The organism is Bdellovibrio sp. ZFWA1 (assembly GCF_056175665.1).
Genome location: NZ_JBJKJH010000001.1, coordinates 134,800 through 153,696, shown reverse-complemented (window position 1 = coordinate 153,696; position 18,897 = coordinate 134,800). Strand labels below are relative to the sequence as shown.

The window sequence follows — 18,897 nt, the reverse complement described above, 5'->3', positions numbered from 1 at the left end:
GTCTAGGCTCCTGAAAAAGATGTGTTGTGGTAAACAAATCTTATGAAGAAACCTATTCCGTGCCTATTCTTTTTGACTCAATGCTTTATACAGTGAAGTGTGAAGACCCGCCTTCACTCTGATTCTGTAATTTCCAAAGTTATGCATTCCGTAGGCTCTGTTCTGTATCTCATCCATCCTTCGATGTAAACCCTCGGTTATCGAGTTTGTTTTACTAAATCTCCACATTCTCACGATTTCTTCACTCCAATTTTCCAAAGTATTCCCTAGTGTCTCTAAATTTCTGAATTTTGAATTTTTCAAGGCCCCAATAGCATCCAAAAATTGTGGTATGACTTTCGCGGCATCACGCTTGCTGTAAACTCTCGTCAGGACAATTTTCATTAACTTTTGCTTGAAATCATAAACAGCTTTCAGAGCAGGATTTTCAGATAAATAACGATTCAAATTTCTTCTAGATTTTTCTTTCATATTAGACCACTCATGCATGCGCATTAAGTGGGTCAGTCCTCGATTCTTTCGACCAACTTCATCCAGCTGTCCCCAGGTTTTTAAGAAGTGCTGATTGATCAAGCGGACAACATGAAAACGATCGGCAACAATCATGGCTTGAGGAAAATAATCTTGTGCGATCTTACGGTATGTTTCTGATAAATCCATCACGACCACCTTGCAGTTTTTACGATCAGGCATACGCTGCAAATACTTGCCTAGATTGGATTCCGTTCGTCCTAAGGTAATGTCGAAAACAGTGTGCTTTTGTAGGTTCACTAGAGTCGTTTGATATCCTAGTTTCTTGGAAAATTTCTTTTCATCAATGCCCAAAACTTTGGGGCAACTGGCATTCTTATGCTCATTAAATTCTCGCTGTAAATAGCTTTTGTAATAGCGACCTACTGTTGCCTGTCCCAGTGATAAACGCTTGCTTACTTTTAAAATAGAATGACCATCATGGTGCTTAGTTGCGACTTCGTCTTTGAAGGGTTCTGTAACCCTTTGATAAGGCAAAACCCCTGGCATTCTTTGGTTGAAATACTTGCCGCAATCGCGACAGTGAAACTTATGCGTTTGGATGATCAAAACGCTTTTGGCTGAGCCAATACTGTGATGCTTTAAAACTCTTTGAAAGCGTTCTTTTTTACGCAGATTCTTTGACTGACAATGGGTACAAACTATCAGCCCTGTGTATTCTGCAACGATTTCAACGGTCTTTAAGCCATTGCAGGAAATGATTTTATAATCTGGCAGTCCAATGATAGATTCCGACCTGATAAGGGGCATTTGGGGGTCCTTTTGCTAAAATATTTTGTGGTAAAAACATTCTAGCAGATTCCCTGACTGCCCCTGTCATTGATGGAGAACCACCAAGAGCTCGACCCCCAGGCTTTCTTCAAGCTTTCGAATGGCTTGACTGATGGCGGACTGACTGATGTTAAGCTGGCGTGCGGCTTTTGCGATATTTTGCTGCCGACAAGACTCTATAAAGTATTGAATATGCTGGATATTGGGAATCATTTAATAAGAATAGCTTATTAATAAAAAATATTTAATTAATTTTTTTAATTATAGAAATAGTTTTATACCATGACTGCTTTTAAATAACTAAAAAAGGAGTTCCTTGTGAAAGCTATTTACTTAATTTTTGCGGCTTTAACGATTGCGGCACCAGCATTGGGCAACAATGTGCTTCAGAAAAATCAACAGGGATTATCGGGATCAGCGTGTTACATCGCTAAAAACTACGTTGGCCTGGCTTGGGAAAATGAATTGGTCGACGTCAAAAGAAACATGCACTTTAACGCCGAGCTACCTGATTTTGAAACAGTTCAAAGCAAAGTCGAATCTTTAGTCGCAACATCAGAAGGTGTGATGGATGGCCATGCGGCTCGCTATTTAGGTTTACCGGGTCATTATGCGATTAGTGCTAGTGATAAGTATCTGAAGCTAAATCCGCAAATCCCACTGCATAAGCTTTTAGTTGATTTTATTGATTTGAATTGCCAAATCGAGCTAGACGAAGCGAATTAGTTCAATCCAGGCGATAGAATCGATTCTCTAGTTTTTTGTACTCAGGTGACACAATAAATGCGGACAGTGTTTTATTGAGTTTTGCAATAATCTCGTCTGGGGTTGAAGGATGGAATGCAAGATAGTAGTCCGTCGTATAGAGGTGAGCAATTTTACGTAGTTTTAATCCGTAAATTTGCTCATAATGGCGATGGCTACTTGAGCTAACGACATCAATTTCTAAGAGTCCTTTTTTTAGCATCCTGCCGCGGGCAGCATCATCTTGAGTATGAATAAATTTAAAACCGTGCTTTTCTAAAAAAACAGTCGGCTGATCTTCAGCGATTCCAGAAATCTTAAAAGATTGAAAGTCTTTAAAATTAGCAGAAGGTTTCAATTTAGAATCTGTTGGAACTGCAATATAGAACTCATCTTTGGCAATAGGTCCCACCCACTTAAATAATTTTTCTCGATTCGGAGTTCGCGATGTCGTGTAGACAAAGTGATATGGTTTTTTTAAGGCGGCATTGTATGAGCGGGCCCACGGCCATAGTTTAAAACTCACAGTAAGTTGGTTCTTCTTAAATATATGACGGGCGATCTCGGTCGAGAACCCTGTTATTTTGCCTTTTTCTTCAAAATTGAATGGAGGGAAATCCTCGGTCATACCATAATAAATTTCAGGCGAGCTTGGGAAAGCTTGGACACTGAAAAATAGAAAAAATAATGTTAAAGAAATCTTCAAGCTAAAAACTCCTAAAAGTCTAAAAGAAACTCCGTACGTTTTAACCTTTGGTCGGGTGACAAGTCAAATGAGGGCTTTGTAGAATTGATTTGTGAACTGTCAGGATCTTTTCTCTATTTTAATAGTCGATGACGAATCAGCTTTGGCCGAAGCTCTGCAGCAGTTTTTCGCTTCCAAAGGGTGGCGAGCAACAACCGCCTCAAGTGCTGACGAAGCCTTGCAAGTTCTGAAGAATGAAGTATTTGATTTCGTACTGTCTGATATTTCAATGCCCAAAGTCTCAGGCTTGGGATTAGCCACTGCAATCCGTGAAATGAGAACCAGTCGGGCCCTGATTTATTTGATGACTGCTCATGCAGAGATCCCCGAAGCGGTCTATCGTCCTTTAGGAGTCCAAAGCCTTTTCACCAAACCGTTCGATATGCAGATGGTATTAGAAGTTTTTACTAAAGAAAAGACGGGGCAAAAGAACTAAGCCTATTGTGCTTCCCAGTCCTGCGAACATGGTTTATATCAGGCTATGCAGTATAATAAGCCCCAAATTCCCAAAAAGTATCAGCCCCGCGGATTCGAGATCATTCACGAAGATAAGGACCTTATCGTCGGCAGTAAGGCGGCCGGTGTTCTAACCGTCAGTGCCAAGTGGGAGAAAAATGCCACAGTTCAAAACGCCTTGAATCAGTATGTTCGTAAGGGCAGCTCGGTCTCAAAAAAGAATATTTACGTTGTTCACCGCTTGGATCAAGCAACAACGGGACTATTGGTTTTTGCAAAGTCTGAAGAGGCCCAGCAATTTCTAAAAGATAATTGGAGCGATTTCGAAAAGCATTATTTTACAGTGGTAGCAGGAAAGCCACCGCAGGCTAAAGGGATGGTCGAGAGTTATCTGGAAGAGGACGAGGATTATGTGGTCCACTCGAACACAGTTGCCTCGGGCAAGTTAGCCAAAACTCAATACGAAGTTTTAGCTTCTTCAGGAGGTTTTAGCTTGCTAAAGATTCGCCTTTTAACTGGTCGCAAAAATCAGATCCGAGTTCATATGGCTGATTTGGGATGCCCCGTAGCTGGCGATGCGAAATACGGGGGCGCAGGGGCAAAGGGAAAGCAGTTGGCTTTGCACGCGTACTCTTTAGAAATCAATCATCCATTTAACGGAAAAAGGCTGAAGTTTCTGAATCCACCTCCAGCCTTTTTTAAGGGGCTCGTTCCCTTTGATTTTGATTCTTATCTAAAGAAAGAGTCTATTTAATAATCGCTAAAGCGACACCAAGTTTAATTCGAGTTTCAGGGTCTTGCCTCATTAAGATTTTGGATCTTGGGTCGCGAAGGGCGTCTACAAGCTCCATCATCGTGATTCCGAATTTCGAAGCGCTTTCGCCTGTTAAAATAATATCAGATTCTTGTGTGCCTTGTTTGTAAGTCACTCTTAGCGCAGGGCTGAGACTTTTTAGTTCGCCATTGGATGTGCGATAATCGATCTGTGCCATCAAAAGTGTTTTAACTACTTTCCCTTCCTCGACATTCGAGGCTTGTTGGCCTTTGTTTAGGCAGTCAAGATCTGACTTCGAAGCCTGGCAGTAGGGGCCGGCAGGTAAAATGTTAATTTCTCCAGCCATTGCATGGCTGATGCCGATAAATAAGAAACTCAAAAATATCATGACGGACTTCATAAACGTTACTCCAATAGATGAATTCCAATGCTCAAAATATAAGTATAAAGAATTCGTCTGCAGAGCTTGCTATTTTAGTGCCGACATTTATTTCCATTCTAAGTGTGAATGGTGATCTTTGAACTGTTTAAAATCTAAACATTTGCCCAGAATTGTTACTTTCTAGGTTTGCCTCTCGGGTTTCTTCTGTGGGTAGGTTTCATGCCAGGCTGCTATATTTGAATAGACGCCGGGTATCCATGTGTCTCGAATTGAGAAATCCACACCTCTGAAGGATCTTTAGCATAAACGATTCCTCATTCTGATAGCTGTAGGCCATGGCCTTTAGAACTCTGATTTTATTGTTAAGTCCTTCACTGATTGCAGTCGTTAAATTTGATCGTATATAGGCTTCGATATTGATCCGGTACTTGCGAACTTGCAGTGCAAACTTCCGAAGTGGCAGCAACTTCGAATCTCGAACCAACCCATACCATTTTGCCAAGCGTGATCTAAACCCGTGGACACCTTTTTCTTCTAAAACCTTATGGAAATACTCAACGATAATCATTGCGTTTGAAATATTCGTATTTAACACTTTTAACTTTCCTAGCATATTATTCTCCTCGATAGATAAAACAGCATCTCGCTCTAAAAACATGAACCTTCTCGATGGTGACAACATGATTTCTTCGAACTCTTTTTTGTTCTTTTTTGCCTTTTGAAACTCTTCTTTTCTGACTTTTTCAAAGTATTCGTTCATGCTCTGAACCAAGTGGAATCGATCAATCGCAATCTCTGCATTGGGACAGAGTTTACTCACGGCTTGGAAGTAGCCAGGGTTCATGTCTATTGAAAAAAACTCCACTGATAATCGCTGGGGTCTTGATAGAGTTTTTAAACACGTTGCTAAGGCCATAGCATCCCTACCAGCAGCGTTAGCAATCACCTTTGCAGCCTTCGTACACACTAAGTTTGTTACGAACTTTACGGTCCATCGTGGTGCAAAAGGGTGCTCTCTTTTGGTTTCAGTTTCAGTCTTAAAGTGCACCTCGTCAGCACTCATACGAGAAACATCAAGATCTTTTGTAAACCTGTTTACATCTAAATTCTTTTGCATTTCTCGCATACGCCACTGATCCATTTGCCATAAAGTCTTTGGATCTGAACTCAAGGTCCGGGCCGCAGCAGCACAGGTGGTTTCTTCCATGAGTCGACCCGCGGTTTCGACAAAGCTGCAGCTATGGCCTTTGAATTTTGAATGGATCCCTGAAACCTTAGAGCGTTGGATTTTATTGCATACGGGACAAAGTCCTCGTGGATATCGTAAATGAATAACGACGTCCTTAAAGAGCCCCAGAGGGGGTACTTTAAGGTCTCGATAGCTCCATTGATGGAATTCCAATAAGGGATGCTCGCAGTCCGCGCAGCAGGCGCGGGACCACGGTAACTCTGCCGAAAGCCGACAAGACACAAAGTCCTCTGAAAGCTCCGCGTTGGTAATATTTAAATCTTGCAGACCTAATAAGCTGTTGATCAAATGATGAAGGTCCATTCTTGGCCTTTGTAATTTTTTTTTCGTAGTAAAAAAATCAAATCACAAGGTTCGCCAAGATGGGCCTTTTTATTTCAAGAGACACAACGCAAAAAGCCGGTCACGATGACCGGCTTTACCCCAGGGTATGGGAGCGGGAAGCTCCCATGACAGGATGTCTTTTTTCTTAAGTACCCACAGCTCAATCCCGAGACCCTCTAGGTTTTTGTTTATTTTTTGGAGCCTCTTTGATTTTTTTGTTTTTAAGCTCGGAAAACTGAGATGTTTTTCGGGGGTCCTTGCCTTTCAGGCTTGCCATGCGATCAATTCGGCGCGGAGGTCGATCTTCAAAATTAAAAAGAGGATCTAGCTTTTGTTCCTTAGCTTTATTTAAAAAAGGTTTGATTCTTTGAAATAACTTGGAGTCCGCCGGTGTGATGTAGGTCCAAGCCTGACCGAAGCGACCAGCTCTTGCTGTGCGTCCGATTCTATGCAGATAGTCTTCGCTTTGAAGCGGAAGCTCCCAATTGATGACATGATCAACGTGGGGTACATCCATACCCCGTGCAAGTAAGTCTGTAGAAACCAAAATTCGTGTTTCTTGGGACTGGAATGACCTCATCGTGCGATTTCTTTGCCCCTGGGTAAGTCCACCGTGAATAGATTCAACGCTGTAGCCGTAAGAAGATAGGTGCTGTGCTAAGCTTTCACAAGACTCTTGGCTGCTCGTAAATATAAAGACGCCACCTTTTGTGGAGTTTAAAAGGTCCAAGATATGGTCCCACTTTTTTTCTTTCTTGGTATAAAGCAGTGTCTGTTGGAGCTCTTGAACCGGTGCTTCAGAGTCGGCTGTGCGGATCATCAAGGCGTCTCTCTTTAGGAAGGCTTTGGCGATATTTTCCAGTTGCTTTTGGAAGCTTGCCGAGAACATCAAAGTCTGCACATTTCCCCGTAAGGTTTGTCGTATCAGAAGCAATTGGGGGGCAAACCCCATGTCTAGCATGCGGTCCGCCTCATCAACGATAACCGTGTCGACACCTTGAAGAAGTAGTTTGTTTGATATCAGGTGATCATTCAGACGGCCCGGTGTGGCAATAATCAGGCGAGGTTTCTTTTTAAGCTGATGAGACTGGCGGTTCCCTGTGCCCTTGCCGCCGATGATTAACGTGGCGTCAACTGCCAGTTCCGCACAAAGAGCCTTCATGACTTTGTGGACCTGTTGAGCCATCTCGCGGCTTGGTGTTAAGATAAGGCCTCGGGACTCGGGATTTTCATAAAGTTTTTTTAGAAGGCTTAATGCGTAAGCCAAGGTTTTTCCGCTGCCGGTCTTTGCGATCGCAATCAGGTCATGTCCGTTGATCCCAGTTGGGATAGCGCGAGCTTGAATCTCTGTTGGTTTGTTGATTTTTAGCTGCTCCAGTCCTTTTAAAAGGATTTCAGGCAAATTCATTTGGTCAAAAGCAGCAATTTTTAATTTAGATGGCTCAAGTTTCATGGGCGAGTTTTAGCATGCCCCTCTAGGGGAGGGTAGATTATTGTGAATACAGTCCTAGGGACTTAAGGCGGTATATAAAAACTGCATCCTGCAACAGAAGGTCCACCAGCTTGTGAAGGTCTTTTTTATTTAAAAGGCCACTTTTCTTTGCAATGACCCCAAGGCGGTAAGGTGTGTGAATTTTCTGGGAATACTTAAGGTTTAGAGCTGCGCTCGTGTCCTTCCGTAACTCGTTTTCGATATAAGACTTCGGCGTAAACCCGAGGTCGACGCGATCTTGTTGTACTAGCAATAAAACTGAACTTGGGCTGTAGACAGCAATTCGTCCAGTTCCTTTTTTGAACTTTTCCATTTTACCCTTAGTTAGGTAGTGGTAACCGTTAACGCCGGCAATTTTTTTTGCATTCAGTATCGATTCTTCAGGTGAGGTGATCGGGGTTTTACTTACGACCACCTCGCCATCTTTGACTGGCATTGAAACGAAGAGGGGGTCGAAGTCTTTCCAACCCCAAAGTAAATCTTCGAAAAAGATCACATCGTATTTATTTTCTCTAAAAAAATCGTGTCGATCTTCTGACGTTATGTAGACTAATTTAAGATGGTACTGATTTTGTTTCTTATTTAGTATTTCAAGGGCAAGTTCTATCAGTGATCCATCGTCTTTGTTTGAGGTTTTTTCTTTCGTAAAATAAGGTGGGAAGTCATAAGCTCCGACTTTCAATTCGACGGGCCCTGCCAGTGCGGGGGCTGAAAAAAAGTCTGAAAGAAGAGCGACACAAACCAATAGAGCAATTTTCAAAAACTTCAACTTCATGATTTACCTATTTTGCTGCTAGTGACTCTTCTATTTGAGCACAGGTTGTGGTTGCCAGCATTGACTAACTGCATGGACCCGCCTTTCAGCGGGCTTTTATGAGGTTTACATGTTGCGACAAAGCGATGAGTCGCGGGCGATTTTGATGCATGATTGTTTCAAATCTGATAAATCTATTCACCTATGTCAAACCAACATAACACTCATAAATCATTGTATTCTCCAGTTAAACCTGATGTTCAGATTGCAAAGCAAGAAGAGCAAATTCTTGAGTTTTGGGATCAGGCCAAAGTTTTTCAGCGTTCAATGGAGACGGCTGGAAAAAAGACCTATAGTTTCTACGATGGTCCTCCTTTTGCGACTGGTTTGCCTCACTACGGCCATCTTTTGGCGGGCGTTTTGAAAGATGTCGTTCCACGTTACTGGACGATGAAGGGGTACTCTGTAAGCCGACGTTTCGGTTGGGACTGTCACGGTCTTCCAGTTGAGTATGAAATCAATAAAACCCATAAAATCGAGAGTCGTAAAGATGTCTTGAACATGGGGGTTGCAAATTACAACAACGCTTGTCGCTCTATTGTGAAGCGCTACTCTGAAGAGTGGAAGAATACAGTTCGGCGTGTAGGTCGTTGGGTTGATATGGATCGTCCTTATTTCACGATGGATGTTGAGTTCATGCAGAGCGTTTGGTGGGTCTTCCAGCAAATGTTTGATAAGGGTTTGATTTACGAAGGTTATAAAGTTGTTCCTTACTCGGTGGGAGTTTCTACGCCACTTTCGAATTTTGAAGCTAATCAAAATTACAAGATGGTTCAAGATCCGGCTTTGACTGTTAAATTTGCCGTATTAGACCAGCCTCAAACTTATATTTTAGCTTGGACGACAACTCCGTGGACTTTGCCCTCTAACTTAGGTTTGGCCGTAGGGCTGGATATTGACTATGTTAAGGTCAAAGAGCACGAGACAAACAATTTTTATTACTTGGCAGCGGGGCTTTTGAAGTCCGTCTTTAAGGATCCAGCTAAAGAGGTTGAGGTTGTCGAAAACTTAAAGGGCTCGGCACTTGTTGGTAAGAAGTATCAACCTCTATTTCCATTCTTCGCAGATTTGGCCACTAAAGGTGCTTTCCAGGTTATTTCATCGGATCACGTAACAACCGACAGCGGTACTGGGGTTGTGCATATGGCCCCAGCATTCGGTGAGGAAGATTACTATGCTTGCCAGAAGGCAGGTTTACCGATGGTAAATCCTGTGGATGATGATGGCATGTTTACGTCGGAAGTGCCTCCCTATCAAGGGAAGCGCGTTAAAGAGGCCGACAAAGATATCATTGCTGATCTAAAAAAGTCAGGTCAGCTTTTAAAGCAAGATACAATTCAGCACAGTTATCCATTCTGTTACCGGTCGGACACGCCTTTAATTTATCGAGCGGTTTCTAGCTGGTTTGTGAATGTTGAAAAAATAAAAGAAAATCTTTTAAAGAATAACCAGACGACGACGTGGGTGCCAGATCATTTGCGTGACGGTCGGTTTGGAAACTGGCTCGAAAATGCGCGTGACTGGGCAATTTCGCGCAATCGTTTTTGGGGTACTCCTTTGCCAATTTGGCGAAATGCCGAAGGTGAAGTGATTTGCATTGGTTCGAAGGATGAACTTGAAAAATTGTCGGGGAAAAAGATCGACGATTTGCATATTGATGTTGTTGATCACATCACGATCCCTTCTCCGACCGGTAAGTCTGACCTTAGACGCATCGAAGGGGTTCTGGACTGTTGGTTTGAATCAGGATCTATGCCGTATGCGCAGTGGGGCTATCCTAAACAAAATATCGAAGAGTTTAAAAAAGCCTTCCCTGCGGATTTTATCGCCGAGGGGTTAGATCAAACTCGTGGTTGGTTCTATACTTTGATGGTGATTGGTACCGCGTTGTTTGATCAAGCGCCATTTAAGAATGTTGTTGTTAATGGTTTGGTGCTTGCAGAGGACGGACGGAAAATGTCCAAGAGTCTTCGAAATTATCCTGATCCCATGGAGGTCTTAAATCAGCACGGTGCCGATGCTCTTCGTTTGTATTTAATTGATTCTCCAGTGGTGAAGGCGCAAGAAATCCGCTTCTCTGAAAAGGGTGTCTACGATGTTGTTCGTAAAATCTTGTTGCGGTGGTGGAATTCGTATTCGTTCTTTGTGAACTACGCAAATATCGACGGTTTTGTTCCTTGCGGGGATGCTAAAAACACTCCAAATCTTTTAGATCAATGGGTTTTGTCCCGCCTGAATGGTTTGATCGCGAACACTCATAAAGAGATGGATGCATATCGCCTTTATAACGTCGTTCCTCATTTGTTGCAGTTTATCGAGGATTTGACGAATACCTACATCCGTTTTAATCGGGGTGTCTTCTGGGAAGAGGGTATGCCTGAAACAAAACGTTATGCTTACGAGACTCTTTTTGAGGTTTTGACAACGCTTTCGAAGTTGATGGCCCCGTTTGCGCCATTTATGTCCGAAGTGACCTATAAGAATTTGTCGCAGGTATTAAAAGACAAAAAAGACTCAGTTCATCTTGAAAGTTTTCCTTTAGCAGATACCTCTTTGTTGCGTCCAGAGCTTGAAGAGGCTGTAAAAGCCATGGATGTTTTGGTGGCTTTAGGACGTAATCATCGCGAAAAGATTCAGGTTAAAGCGAAGATTCCATTGCTGCAAATTCGAATCATTCATCGCAGTTCCGAAGTTTTAACAAATCTAAAACGCTTTGAACCTTACTTTATAGATGAGTTGAATTTCCGATCTGTTGTTTATGACTCGAACGAAGATCAGTTCGTTCAGGTTTCAGCGAAGGCCAACTTCCCTGTTTTGGGCAAACGTTTGGGAGCGAAGATGAAGGCCGTCGGAGCAGCGATCCAGGCATTGCCGTTGGCTAGCATATTGAAGCTAGAAGCGGGGGAAACTCTACAACTTGAAGGTGAGGCAATCCAGCTTTCTGATGTTGAGATCCGTAGGGCTCCAAAGGGTGATAATGCCAACCTTTCGGTTCATCAGGTTGTGTCTATTGAAGTTGATCCAACGGTCACTCCAGAGCAAGAACGCGAAGGTCTGGCTCGCGAAGTTATGCGCAAGATCCAAGCGGCTCGTAAATCAGCTGATTTTAGATTGGATGATAAAATTCGTCTTGAAATTGCATGTGATGGAGCATTGTTGGAAGCTGTGCAAGCTCACCAAAATTCTGTTGTGTCCGAGACTCTGACGGGCGAATTTAAACTCTTAGATGTCGCAGCAGAGCCGGCCGGATTTTTTGTCGATAGAACGGATATTGATGGAAATGTCTTGAAGATAGGTGTGACGGCACTACCTAGATAGTCAGGGCGAAAATTTGGTTTGTATCGAGAAAGGCTTCGTTAGGAAGCCTTTCTCTTTTGTGCAAGGGAATTGGATATGAAAAGTTGGGGCGGTAAATTTGAGTTTCGGGCTATTGCTACAATTCAAACACCTTTTAAGGATAAGTTTGGAATTCCACGGCAGCCAGGCTTGGTAGATCAAGCGCAAGGAGTAATAAAATTTTATTCAGATCCTGACTTGAAGACCGCGCTTAAAACCCTAGAGCAATTTAGCCATCTTTGGATTGTTTTTGTTTTTCATGAGCATGGTGGGAAAAGTTGGAAGCCCAGTATTCGCCCTCCTCGTTTGGGAGGGGCCCAAAAGGTGGGCGTCTTAGCCTCTCGATCTCCGCATAGGCCCAATCCGATCGGTATGTCAGCTGTTCGCATCGAATCTATCGACGTGGATTCAGCGGGGGGCGCTGAAATTCGAGTGTCTGGGGTGGATCTTTTAGATGGAACTCCAATTTTAGATATCAAGCCTTATATTCCTTATGCGGATTCGATTCCTTCTGCAAATGCGGGTTGGGCCTCTGGAGAGATCCCTCGTTATACTGTTACTTTTTCCGACGCTGCTCTAATAGATTTAGAGCGAATGCGGGAAGCTCTCGGAGATGTTGAAGATTGGCGCGCTTTGATAGTGCAAATTCTTGAGTTGGATCCTCGTCCTGCTTTCAAAAAACGCCAAGCCCCGGTAGAGGATTCTACAGTCTGGGGCTCGCGATACGGTTTTGAAGTCGAAGGCTGGGATGTGAAGTATGTAATTCAAGAAGGAGGCTTCTGCGTGCAGCAGATTCTTCCGTTGGATGTATCATCCAACTAAATGACTCCCGATATAAGAGTTTTCAGTGTATTCAAAATGCGGCTATTGACGAGTCTCCATGACTTTCTCAATTCTTGAATCAGGTATCATCCATAGAATCGCCACAAATGTATAGAGCCCCAGCGCGAGATAAGGCATCCAGAGGGCTGTTCCTAGCCCGCTGATATAGGCGGCTAAGGAAATATATTCTTTCTTTTTATTTCCCACAGCTTGATGAATTTTTGCATTGGTGGGGTGCTGCTTGAGCAGGGTCATGGTTAAAAATAAATAGCTAAGGGCGCAAGCAAACAGAATCACTCCATATAGTAGAACGGTTAGGTTTTCGAATTGGTTTTCGCCCATCCATCCCGAAGCAAATGGAATAAGTGATAAAGAAAATAGAAGCAAGTGATTGGCCCATAAAACTTTGCCGTCAATTTTTTCAGCCGACTGTATTAGATGGTGGTGATTGTTCCAGTAAATTCCGACATAGATAAAGCTGATGATGTAGCTAAAAAAAACAGGTCCTAGCTTTATCAAGGCATCGGCGCTGACTTCGTGTGGGACTTTAATTTCTAAAACCATAATCGTGATAATGATGGCCAGAACGCCATCGCTAAAAGCTTCTAGTCTGTTCTTATGCATTTATATTCCTGAGGTTGTGAAGTTATTAGTAAATATCTTAAGGTCGCTCATATATAAGTCACCTTAAAAGTAATATTGATTTCTTTAAAAGACATCGGTTGGTCAGTTGTAATTAGGCACTTGTGATTAGACATTGTTGAATTGTTTGTATGATACAGTCATACTAATCGAACAAATGCGAGAGGTGAGTGTGGGCGAAAAAAAAGAAATATGGTCAGAGTACAAAGTGTTGGTTCAAGAGACGATGTTAGATTTCATGGGGCATATGAATAATGCGACTTATCTGACTTTGTTTGAAGAAGCTCGCTGGGATTCAGTGACTCGCAACGGGTACGGATACGACAAGATTCAAGAGACAAAAAAAGGGCCTGTTATTCTAGAGGTTCAACTAAAGTATTTGAAAGAGTTGCGTCTCAGAGAAGAGATCATCATTACGACAGAGCTTTTGGAGTACCCCGGAAGAGTGGGAAAATTGCGCCAGCGGATGTTGAAGTCTAATGGGGAGATCGCCTCTGAGGCCATTTTTGCTTTCGGATTGTTCGATATGCAGCTAAGAACTTTGATTCCTCCGACGGCGGAATGGAAGTTGGCAGTGGGTTTGAGCTAATAACGGATTTTTTTGTGTTTGTTTTAAAGGAAGAAGGCCATGGCCTTCTTTTTTTATATACTTAGCTGCCTAAAGGTTGCGCTGCGTTGATTATGTGAGATTTTCACGGTGCTCTTTTAATCTAGGCCTTTCAAATACTTAGCCTTTGCTTGCTTAATCGAAAGGCAAGTCATTCTAGGGGGTTATTTAAAAAAATCAAAAAAAAATATCCAGCATGTTGACACGAATAGGGGGTTTGGGTACAAAGAGCACCTCGAAACGACGCAATCTTCTGAAAATGTTGAAAGCGAAGTTCTCGTTCTTTGAAAACTGAATAGCTAGAATATAAGATTTTTGGGCTCTTTGAAAACCGCAAGGTTTTCACAATTTCAAATTATAAAAAAACCCAGAATTAGATTTTTAAAAGCTAGTTTTGTGGGACAGAATTTAAACTGGAGAGTTTGATTCTGGCTCAGAACAAACGCTGGCGGCGTGCCTAATACATGCAAGTCGAACGGGGAAAGCCTTCGGGTGAGTACTAGTGGCGCACGGGTGAGTAACGCGTGGATAATCTGCCCTCGAATGGGGAATAACTAGTCGAAAGATTAGCTAATACCGCATAAGACCACGACTACTGAGGTAGTTGAGGTCAAAGGAGCAATTCGTTTGAGGATGAGTCCGCGTAAGATTAGCTAGTTGGTGAGGTAACGGCTCACCAAGGCGATGATCTTTAACTGGTCTGAGAGGATGATCAGTCACACTGGAACTGAGACACGGTCCAGACTCCTACGGGAGGCAGCAGTAGGGAATATTGGACAATGGGGGCAACCCTGATCCAGCGACGCCGCGTGAGCGATGAAGGCCTTCGGGTCGTAAAGCTCTGTTGTAAGGGAAAAAGTTCTGATTGTACCTTACGAGAAAGGATCGGCTAACTTCGTGCCAGCAGCCGCGGTAAGACGAGGGATCCTAGCGTTGTTCGGAATTATTGGGCGTAAAGCGGGTGCAGGTGGCCTTGTAAGTCGAGTGTGAAAGCCTAGGGCTTAACCCTAGAAGTGCATTCGATACTGCGAGGCTTGAGTGTTGGAGAGGCTATTGGAATTCCTGGTGTAGTGGTGAAATACGTAGATATCAGGAGGAATACCGGAGGCGAAGGCGGATAGCTGGCCAAACACTGACGCTCAGACCCGAAAGCGTGGGTATCAAACAGGATTAGATACCCTGGTAGTCCACGCTGTAAACGATGGATACTTGTTGTTGGAGGTATTGACCCCTTCAGTGACGAAGCTAACGCGTTAAGTATCCCGCCTGGGGAGTACGGTCGCAAGATTAAAACTCAAAGAAATTGACGGGGGCCCGCACAAGCGGTGGAGCATGTGGTTTAATTCGATGCAACGCGAAAAACCTTACCTAGGCTTGACATGTACTGGAAGACTGGCAGAAATGTCGTCGCCTTCGGGCCGGTACACAGGTGCTGCATGGCTGTCGTCAGCTCGTGTCGTGAGATGTTGGGTTAAGTCCCGCAACGAGCGCAACCCCTGCATTTAGTTGCCAGCATTCAGTTGGGCACTCTAGATGGACTGCCGGTGTTAAACCGGAGGAAGGTGGGGATGACGTCAAGTCCTCATGGCCCTTATGCCTAGGGCTACACACGTGCTACAATGGTAGTCACAAACTGAAGCGAAGTCGCAAGATGGAGCAAATCGGAGAAAAGCTATCTAAGTTCGGATTGGTCTCTGCAACTCGAGACCATGAAGTTGGAATCGCTAGTAATCGCGGATCAGCATGCCGCGGTGAATACGTTCCCGGGCCTTGTACACACCGCCCGTCACACCATGAAAGTTGGTTGTACCAGAAGTCGCTGCGCTAACCGCAAGGAAGTAGGCGCCCAAGGTATGGTCGATGATTGGGGTGAAGTCGTAACAAGGTAGCCGTAGGGGAACCTGCGGCTGGATCACCTCCTTTCTAAGGAATGTTTTTATGAACTTTTAGTTCATACAATCCTAGGTCAACGCAAACATAGTTTTTGCGTGAGTCCCAAAAATCTTCTAGCTGTTTAGTTTTGAGAGAGCGAAGGCGAGGGCCTGTAGCTCAGTTGGTTAGAGCACACGCTTGATAAGCGTGGGGTCGGAAGTTCGAGTCTTCCCGGGCCCACCAATATGAGTCGCTCGAAAAAGTTTTGTATTTTAGTTCTTTGACAATTGAATAGATTGATTTAATTGATTTTTAGCGAGGTTAGTTCCAATTTTTAAAGCTACAAAGAGCTTGTGGTGGATGCCTAGGCACTAAGAAGCGATGAAGGACGTGGTAAGCTGCGATAAGCTTCGGGGAGTGGCACACACACTTTGATCCGGAGATTTCCGAATGGGGAAACCCACCTTTTAATAGGTATCTTTAGCTGAATACATAGGTTAAAGAAGCGAACCAGGGGAAGTGAAACATCTCAGTACCCTGAGGAAAAGACATCAAACGAGATTTCCCTAGTAGTGGCGAGCGAACGGGAAGAAGCCCAAACCTTGATCATTAATTTGATTGAGGGGTTGTGGGACCGCGATGTGAGACCCGAGAATATAGAGTAACAGTCTGGAAAGTCTGGCGAAACAGGGTGACAGCCCCGTACTCGAAATGTTCAGAGGCTCTAGCGGTATCCCGAGTACCACCAGGCACGTGAAACCTGGTGGGAATCTGGGGGGACCACCCTCCAAGGCTAAATATTCCTTAGTGACCGATAGTGAACAAGTACCGTGAGGGAAAGGTGAAAAGAACCCCGAGAGGGGAGTGAAATAGAAACTGAAACCGCAAGTTTACAAGCAGTGGAAGCGCTTTATATGCGCGACCGCGTACCTTTTGCATAATGAGTCAGCGAGTTATCTTTGCATGCGAGATTAAGCCGTTGCAGGTGTAGTCGTAGCGAAAGCGAGTCTGAATAGGGCGTTTAGTATGCAGGGATAGACCCGAAACCCGGTGATCTAACCATGGCCAGGCTGAAGCGAGGGTAACACTTCGTGGAGGGCCGAACAAGTTGAGGTTGAAAACTCTTTTGATGAGCTGTGGTTAGGGGTGAAAGGCCAATCAAACTGGGTGATAGCTGGTACTCCTCGAAATATATTTAGGTATAGCCTCAGGTAAAATTTATGACGGAGGTAGAGCACTGGATGGGCTAGGGGTCTTTACCGGATTACCAAACCCAAATAAACTCCGAATGCCGTACATAACTACCCTGGGAGGCAGACGTAGGGTGATAAGGTCATGCGTCGAGAGGGAAAGAGCCCAGACCAACAGCTAAGGTCCCTAAATACATGCTAAGTGGAGAACGTTGTGGGGTTACTTTGACAACTAGGAGGTTGGCTTAGAAGCAGCAATCCTTTAAAGAAAGCGTAATAGCTCACTAGTCTAGTGACCCTGCGCGGAAGATACAACGGGGCTAAGCATGTTACCGAAGCTTTGGATTGTCGTAAGACAGTGGTAGAGGAGCGTTCTAGTGTAGGCTGAAGGTTGACCGGTAGGACAGCTGGACGAACTAGAAGTGATCATGCTGACATAAGTAGCGTTTAACTCGAGTGAAAAACTCGGGCGCCGAAAACTCAAGGGTTCCTGGGCAAGGATAATCCGCCCAGGGTTAGTCGGGTCCTAAGGCGAGGCCAATTGGCGTAGTCGATGGCAAAATGGTTAATATTCCATTACCGATCTCGGATTGCTAAAGGAATGACGGAGTAGGATATCTCAGCCTGTTATCGGATTCAGGTGTAAGCGTGTAGGTGGTGTCGTAGGCAAATCCGCGGCACATAACACTGAGGCGCGAATGCGAGGGGTTTACCCCAGAAGTGAGAAAAACCATGCTTCCAAGAAAAGTTTCGTTAGTTTAAGAGATCGCCCGTACCGTAAACCGACTCAGGTGAGTGGGGTGAATATCCTAAGGCGATGGGGTGAAATTTAGTTAAGGAACTCGGCAACTTAACACCGTAACTTCGGGAAAAGGTGTGCCCGCGTAAGTGTAAGGACTTGCTCCCCAAGCTTATTCGGGTCGCAGAGAAATGGGAGTAGCGACTGTTTATCAAAAACACAGGCATGTGCAAAGTCACAAGACGAAGTATACATGCTGACGCCTGCCCGGTGCTGGAAGGTTAAGAGGATTAGTTAGCGCAAGCGAAGCTGAGAATCGAAGCCCCAGTAAACGGCGGCCGTAACTATAACGGTCCTAAGGTAGCGAAATTCCTTGTCGGGTAAGTTCCGACCTGCACGAATGGCGTAACGACTTCTCCGGTGTCTCAACTAAATGCCCCGCGAAATTGAACTCTCGGTGAAAATGCCGAGTACCCGCAGAAAGACGGAAAGACCCCGTGAACCTTTACTGTAGCTTGGCAGTGATTTTAGAGTCGTCATGTGTAGGATAGGTGGGAGACTTTGAAGCAGGGACGCCAGTCCTTGTGGAGTCAACCTTGAAATACCACCCTTGTAGACTTTGAAATCTAACTTGCTCCCTTCAACAGGGAGAAGGACACTGTCTGGTGGGCAGTTTGACTGGGGCGGTCGCCTCCCAAATAGTAACGGAGGCGCGCGATGGTACCCTCAGCCTGATTGGAAACCAGGCGTCGAGTGCATTGGCATAAGGGTGCTTGACTGCGAGACCTACAAGTCGAGCAGGTGCGAAAGCAGGCCAAAGTGATCCGGTGGTCCCGCGTGGAAGGGCCATCGCTCAACGGATAAAAGGTACTCCGGGGATAACAGGCTTATTCCATCCAAGAGTCCATATCGACGATGGAGTTTGGCACCTCGATGTCGGCTCATCACATCCTGGGGCTGGAGCAGGTCCCAAGGGTTTGGCTGTTCGCCAATTAAAGTGGTACGCGAGCTGGGTTCAGAACGTCGTGAGACAGTTTGGTCCTTATCTTCTGTGGGCGTATGAGATTTGAGTAGACCTGTCCTTAGTACGAGAGGACCGGGATGGACGAACCTCTGGTGTTCCTGTTGTCGCGCCAGCGGCACGGCAGGGTAGCTATGTTCGGAATGGATAACCGCTGAAAGCATCTAAGCGGGAAGCTAACTACAAGATGAGATCTCACTAGGCTTCGGCCTCTGAAGGACCCTCGGAGACTACGAGGTTGATAGGCGGAAGGTGTAAGTGCAGTAATGCATTCAGCTGATCCGTACTAATAGTCCGTGCGGCTTTTTTATTAATTATTTAGGAACTATTCCTTTAGCTAAAAATCAGTTAAATCAATCATTCAAGAATCAAAAAAACTATTTAA

General features: G+C 44.4%; 14 protein-coding genes, 1 tRNA gene and 2 rRNA genes. 9 read left to right on the top strand and 8 right to left on the bottom strand.

The features are described from left to right. Positions 1-63: 63 nt before the first annotated feature. Positions 64-1,281, bottom strand: coding sequence for an ISL3 family transposase (locus AC04MN_RS00670; protein ID WP_475381256.1), 1,218 nt, complete (start codon positions 1,279-1,281; stop codon positions 64-66). 66 nt (positions 1,282-1,347) lie between these two features. After that, a complete protein-coding gene (locus AC04MN_RS00665) occupies positions 1,348-1,515 on the bottom strand; it encodes a helix-turn-helix domain-containing protein (RefSeq protein ID WP_475381255.1) in 168 nt (55 codons plus the stop codon). Positions 1,516-1,620: 105 nt separating this feature from the next. Between AC04MN_RS00665 and AC04MN_RS00660 the strand changes: the two genes are divergently transcribed. After that, positions 1,621-2,028 carry a hypothetical protein gene (locus AC04MN_RS00660; protein ID WP_475381254.1) on the top strand — a complete coding sequence of 136 codons (408 nt, stop codon included), beginning with the start codon at positions 1,621-1,623 and terminating at the stop codon, positions 2,026-2,028. Position 2,029: 1 nt separating this feature from the next. Here the strand turns inward: AC04MN_RS00660 and AC04MN_RS00655 are convergent, their stop codons facing one another. Next, the gene (locus AC04MN_RS00655; protein WP_475381253.1) at positions 2,030-2,752 is read right to left on the bottom strand and encodes a substrate-binding periplasmic protein; all 723 of its coding nucleotides are present in this window, start codon (positions 2,750-2,752) and stop codon (positions 2,030-2,032) included. A gap of 91 nt (positions 2,753-2,843) precedes the next feature. On the opposite strand from AC04MN_RS00655, the gene AC04MN_RS00650 reads away from it, so the two are divergent. Together AC04MN_RS00650 and AC04MN_RS00645 are read left to right on the top strand one after the other, a co-directional pair. Continuing rightward, the gene (locus AC04MN_RS00650) at positions 2,844-3,227 is read left to right on the top strand and encodes a response regulator (protein WP_475381252.1); all 384 of its coding nucleotides are present in this window, start codon (positions 2,844-2,846) and stop codon (positions 3,225-3,227) included. 45 nt (positions 3,228-3,272) lie between these two features. Next, positions 3,273-4,001 (top strand): RluA family pseudouridine synthase, encoded by a 729-nt coding sequence (locus AC04MN_RS00645; RefSeq protein ID WP_475381251.1) that lies wholly within the window; start codon positions 3,273-3,275, stop codon positions 3,999-4,001. Here the strand turns inward: AC04MN_RS00645 and AC04MN_RS00640 are convergent. The 4 genes from AC04MN_RS00640 to AC04MN_RS00625 all read right to left on the bottom strand — a co-directional run bounded on the left by AC04MN_RS00640 (position 3,994) and on the right by AC04MN_RS00625 (position 8,244). After that, positions 3,994-4,422 carry a hypothetical protein gene (locus AC04MN_RS00640; RefSeq protein ID WP_475381250.1) on the bottom strand — a complete coding sequence of 143 codons (429 nt, stop codon included), beginning with the start codon at positions 4,420-4,422 and terminating at the stop codon, positions 3,994-3,996. The genes AC04MN_RS00645 and AC04MN_RS00640 overlap by 8 nt on opposite strands. Before the next feature lie 199 nt (positions 4,423-4,621). Beyond that, positions 4,622-5,956: an ISL3 family transposase gene (locus AC04MN_RS00635; RefSeq protein ID WP_475381169.1), complete on the bottom strand. Its 1,335-nt coding sequence runs from the start codon at positions 5,954-5,956 to the stop codon at positions 4,622-4,624. A gap of 181 nt (positions 5,957-6,137) precedes the next feature. Next, a complete protein-coding gene (locus AC04MN_RS00630) occupies positions 6,138-7,430 on the bottom strand; it encodes a DEAD/DEAH box helicase (RefSeq protein WP_475381249.1) in 1,293 nt (430 codons plus the stop codon). 37 nt (positions 7,431-7,467) lie between these two features. Further along, positions 7,468-8,244: a hypothetical protein gene (locus AC04MN_RS00625; protein WP_475381248.1), complete on the bottom strand. Its 777-nt coding sequence runs from the start codon at positions 8,242-8,244 to the stop codon at positions 7,468-7,470. A gap of 183 nt (positions 8,245-8,427) precedes the next feature. Here AC04MN_RS00625 and ileS point away from each other — a divergent pair, with 183 nt between their 5' ends. Beyond that, positions 8,428-11,601, top strand: coding sequence for an isoleucine--tRNA ligase (gene ileS / locus AC04MN_RS00620; protein ID WP_475381247.1), 3,174 nt, complete (start codon positions 8,428-8,430; stop codon positions 11,599-11,601). A gap of 75 nt (positions 11,602-11,676) precedes the next feature. Continuing rightward, the gene (gene tsaA / locus AC04MN_RS00615) at positions 11,677-12,441 is read left to right on the top strand and encodes a tRNA (N6-threonylcarbamoyladenosine(37)-N6)-methyltransferase TrmO (RefSeq protein WP_475381246.1); all 765 of its coding nucleotides are present in this window, start codon (positions 11,677-11,679) and stop codon (positions 12,439-12,441) included. Between the two features lie 42 nt (positions 12,442-12,483). Here tsaA and AC04MN_RS00610 read toward each other — a convergent pair whose 3' ends face one another. Beyond that, positions 12,484-13,065: a TMEM175 family protein gene (locus tag AC04MN_RS00610; RefSeq protein ID WP_475381245.1), complete on the bottom strand. Its 582-nt coding sequence runs from the start codon at positions 13,063-13,065 to the stop codon at positions 12,484-12,486. Positions 13,066-13,255: 190 nt separating this feature from the next. On the opposite strand from AC04MN_RS00610, the gene AC04MN_RS00605 reads away from it, so the two are divergent. From AC04MN_RS00605 to AC04MN_RS00590, 4 genes are all read left to right on the top strand, one after another. Then, the gene (locus tag AC04MN_RS00605) at positions 13,256-13,672 is read left to right on the top strand and encodes an acyl-CoA thioesterase (protein ID WP_475381244.1); all 417 of its coding nucleotides are present in this window, start codon (positions 13,256-13,258) and stop codon (positions 13,670-13,672) included. 428 nt (positions 13,673-14,100) lie between these two features. Next, positions 14,101-15,613 (top strand): 16S ribosomal RNA (locus tag AC04MN_RS00600). Positions 15,614-15,728: 115 nt separating this feature from the next. Continuing rightward, positions 15,729-15,805, top strand: a tRNA-Ile gene (locus AC04MN_RS00595). A 90-nt stretch (positions 15,806-15,895) separates the two neighbouring features. Next, positions 15,896-18,823, top strand: a 23S ribosomal RNA gene (locus AC04MN_RS00590). Together the 16S and 23S rRNA genes with 1 tRNA gene alongside form the textbook arrangement of a ribosomal RNA operon. The last annotated feature ends 74 nt before the right edge of the window (positions 18,824-18,897 follow it).

What these genes read in the sequence shown, in the direction of transcription:
- AC04MN_RS00645 (WP_475381251.1), top strand. Translation starts at nt 3,273, where the DNA reads ATGCAGTATAATAAGCCCCAAATTCCCAAAAAGTATCAGCCCCGCGGA.
- AC04MN_RS00670 (WP_475381256.1), bottom strand. Translation starts at nt 1,281, where the DNA reads ATGCCCCTTATCAGGTCGGAATCTATCATTGGACTGCCAGATTATAAA.
- ileS (WP_475381247.1), top strand. Translation starts at nt 8,428, where the DNA reads ATGTCAAACCAACATAACACTCATAAATCATTGTATTCTCCAGTTAAA.
- AC04MN_RS00635 (WP_475381169.1), bottom strand. Translation starts at nt 5,956, where the DNA reads ATGGACCTTCATCATTTGATCAACAGCTTATTAGGTCTGCAAGATTTA.
- tsaA (WP_475381246.1), top strand. Translation starts at nt 11,677, where the DNA reads ATGAAAAGTTGGGGCGGTAAATTTGAGTTTCGGGCTATTGCTACAATT.
- AC04MN_RS00640 (WP_475381250.1), bottom strand. Translation starts at nt 4,422, where the DNA reads ATGAAGTCCGTCATGATATTTTTGAGTTTCTTATTTATCGGCATCAGC.
- AC04MN_RS00665 (WP_475381255.1), bottom strand. Translation starts at nt 1,515, where the DNA reads ATGATTCCCAATATCCAGCATATTCAATACTTTATAGAGTCTTGTCGG.
- AC04MN_RS00625 (WP_475381248.1), bottom strand. Translation starts at nt 8,244, where the DNA reads ATGAAGTTGAAGTTTTTGAAAATTGCTCTATTGGTTTGTGTCGCTCTT.
- AC04MN_RS00630 (WP_475381249.1), bottom strand. Translation starts at nt 7,430, where the DNA reads ATGAAACTTGAGCCATCTAAATTAAAAATTGCTGCTTTTGACCAAATG.
- AC04MN_RS00610 (WP_475381245.1), bottom strand. Translation starts at nt 13,065, where the DNA reads ATGCATAAGAACAGACTAGAAGCTTTTAGCGATGGCGTTCTGGCCATC.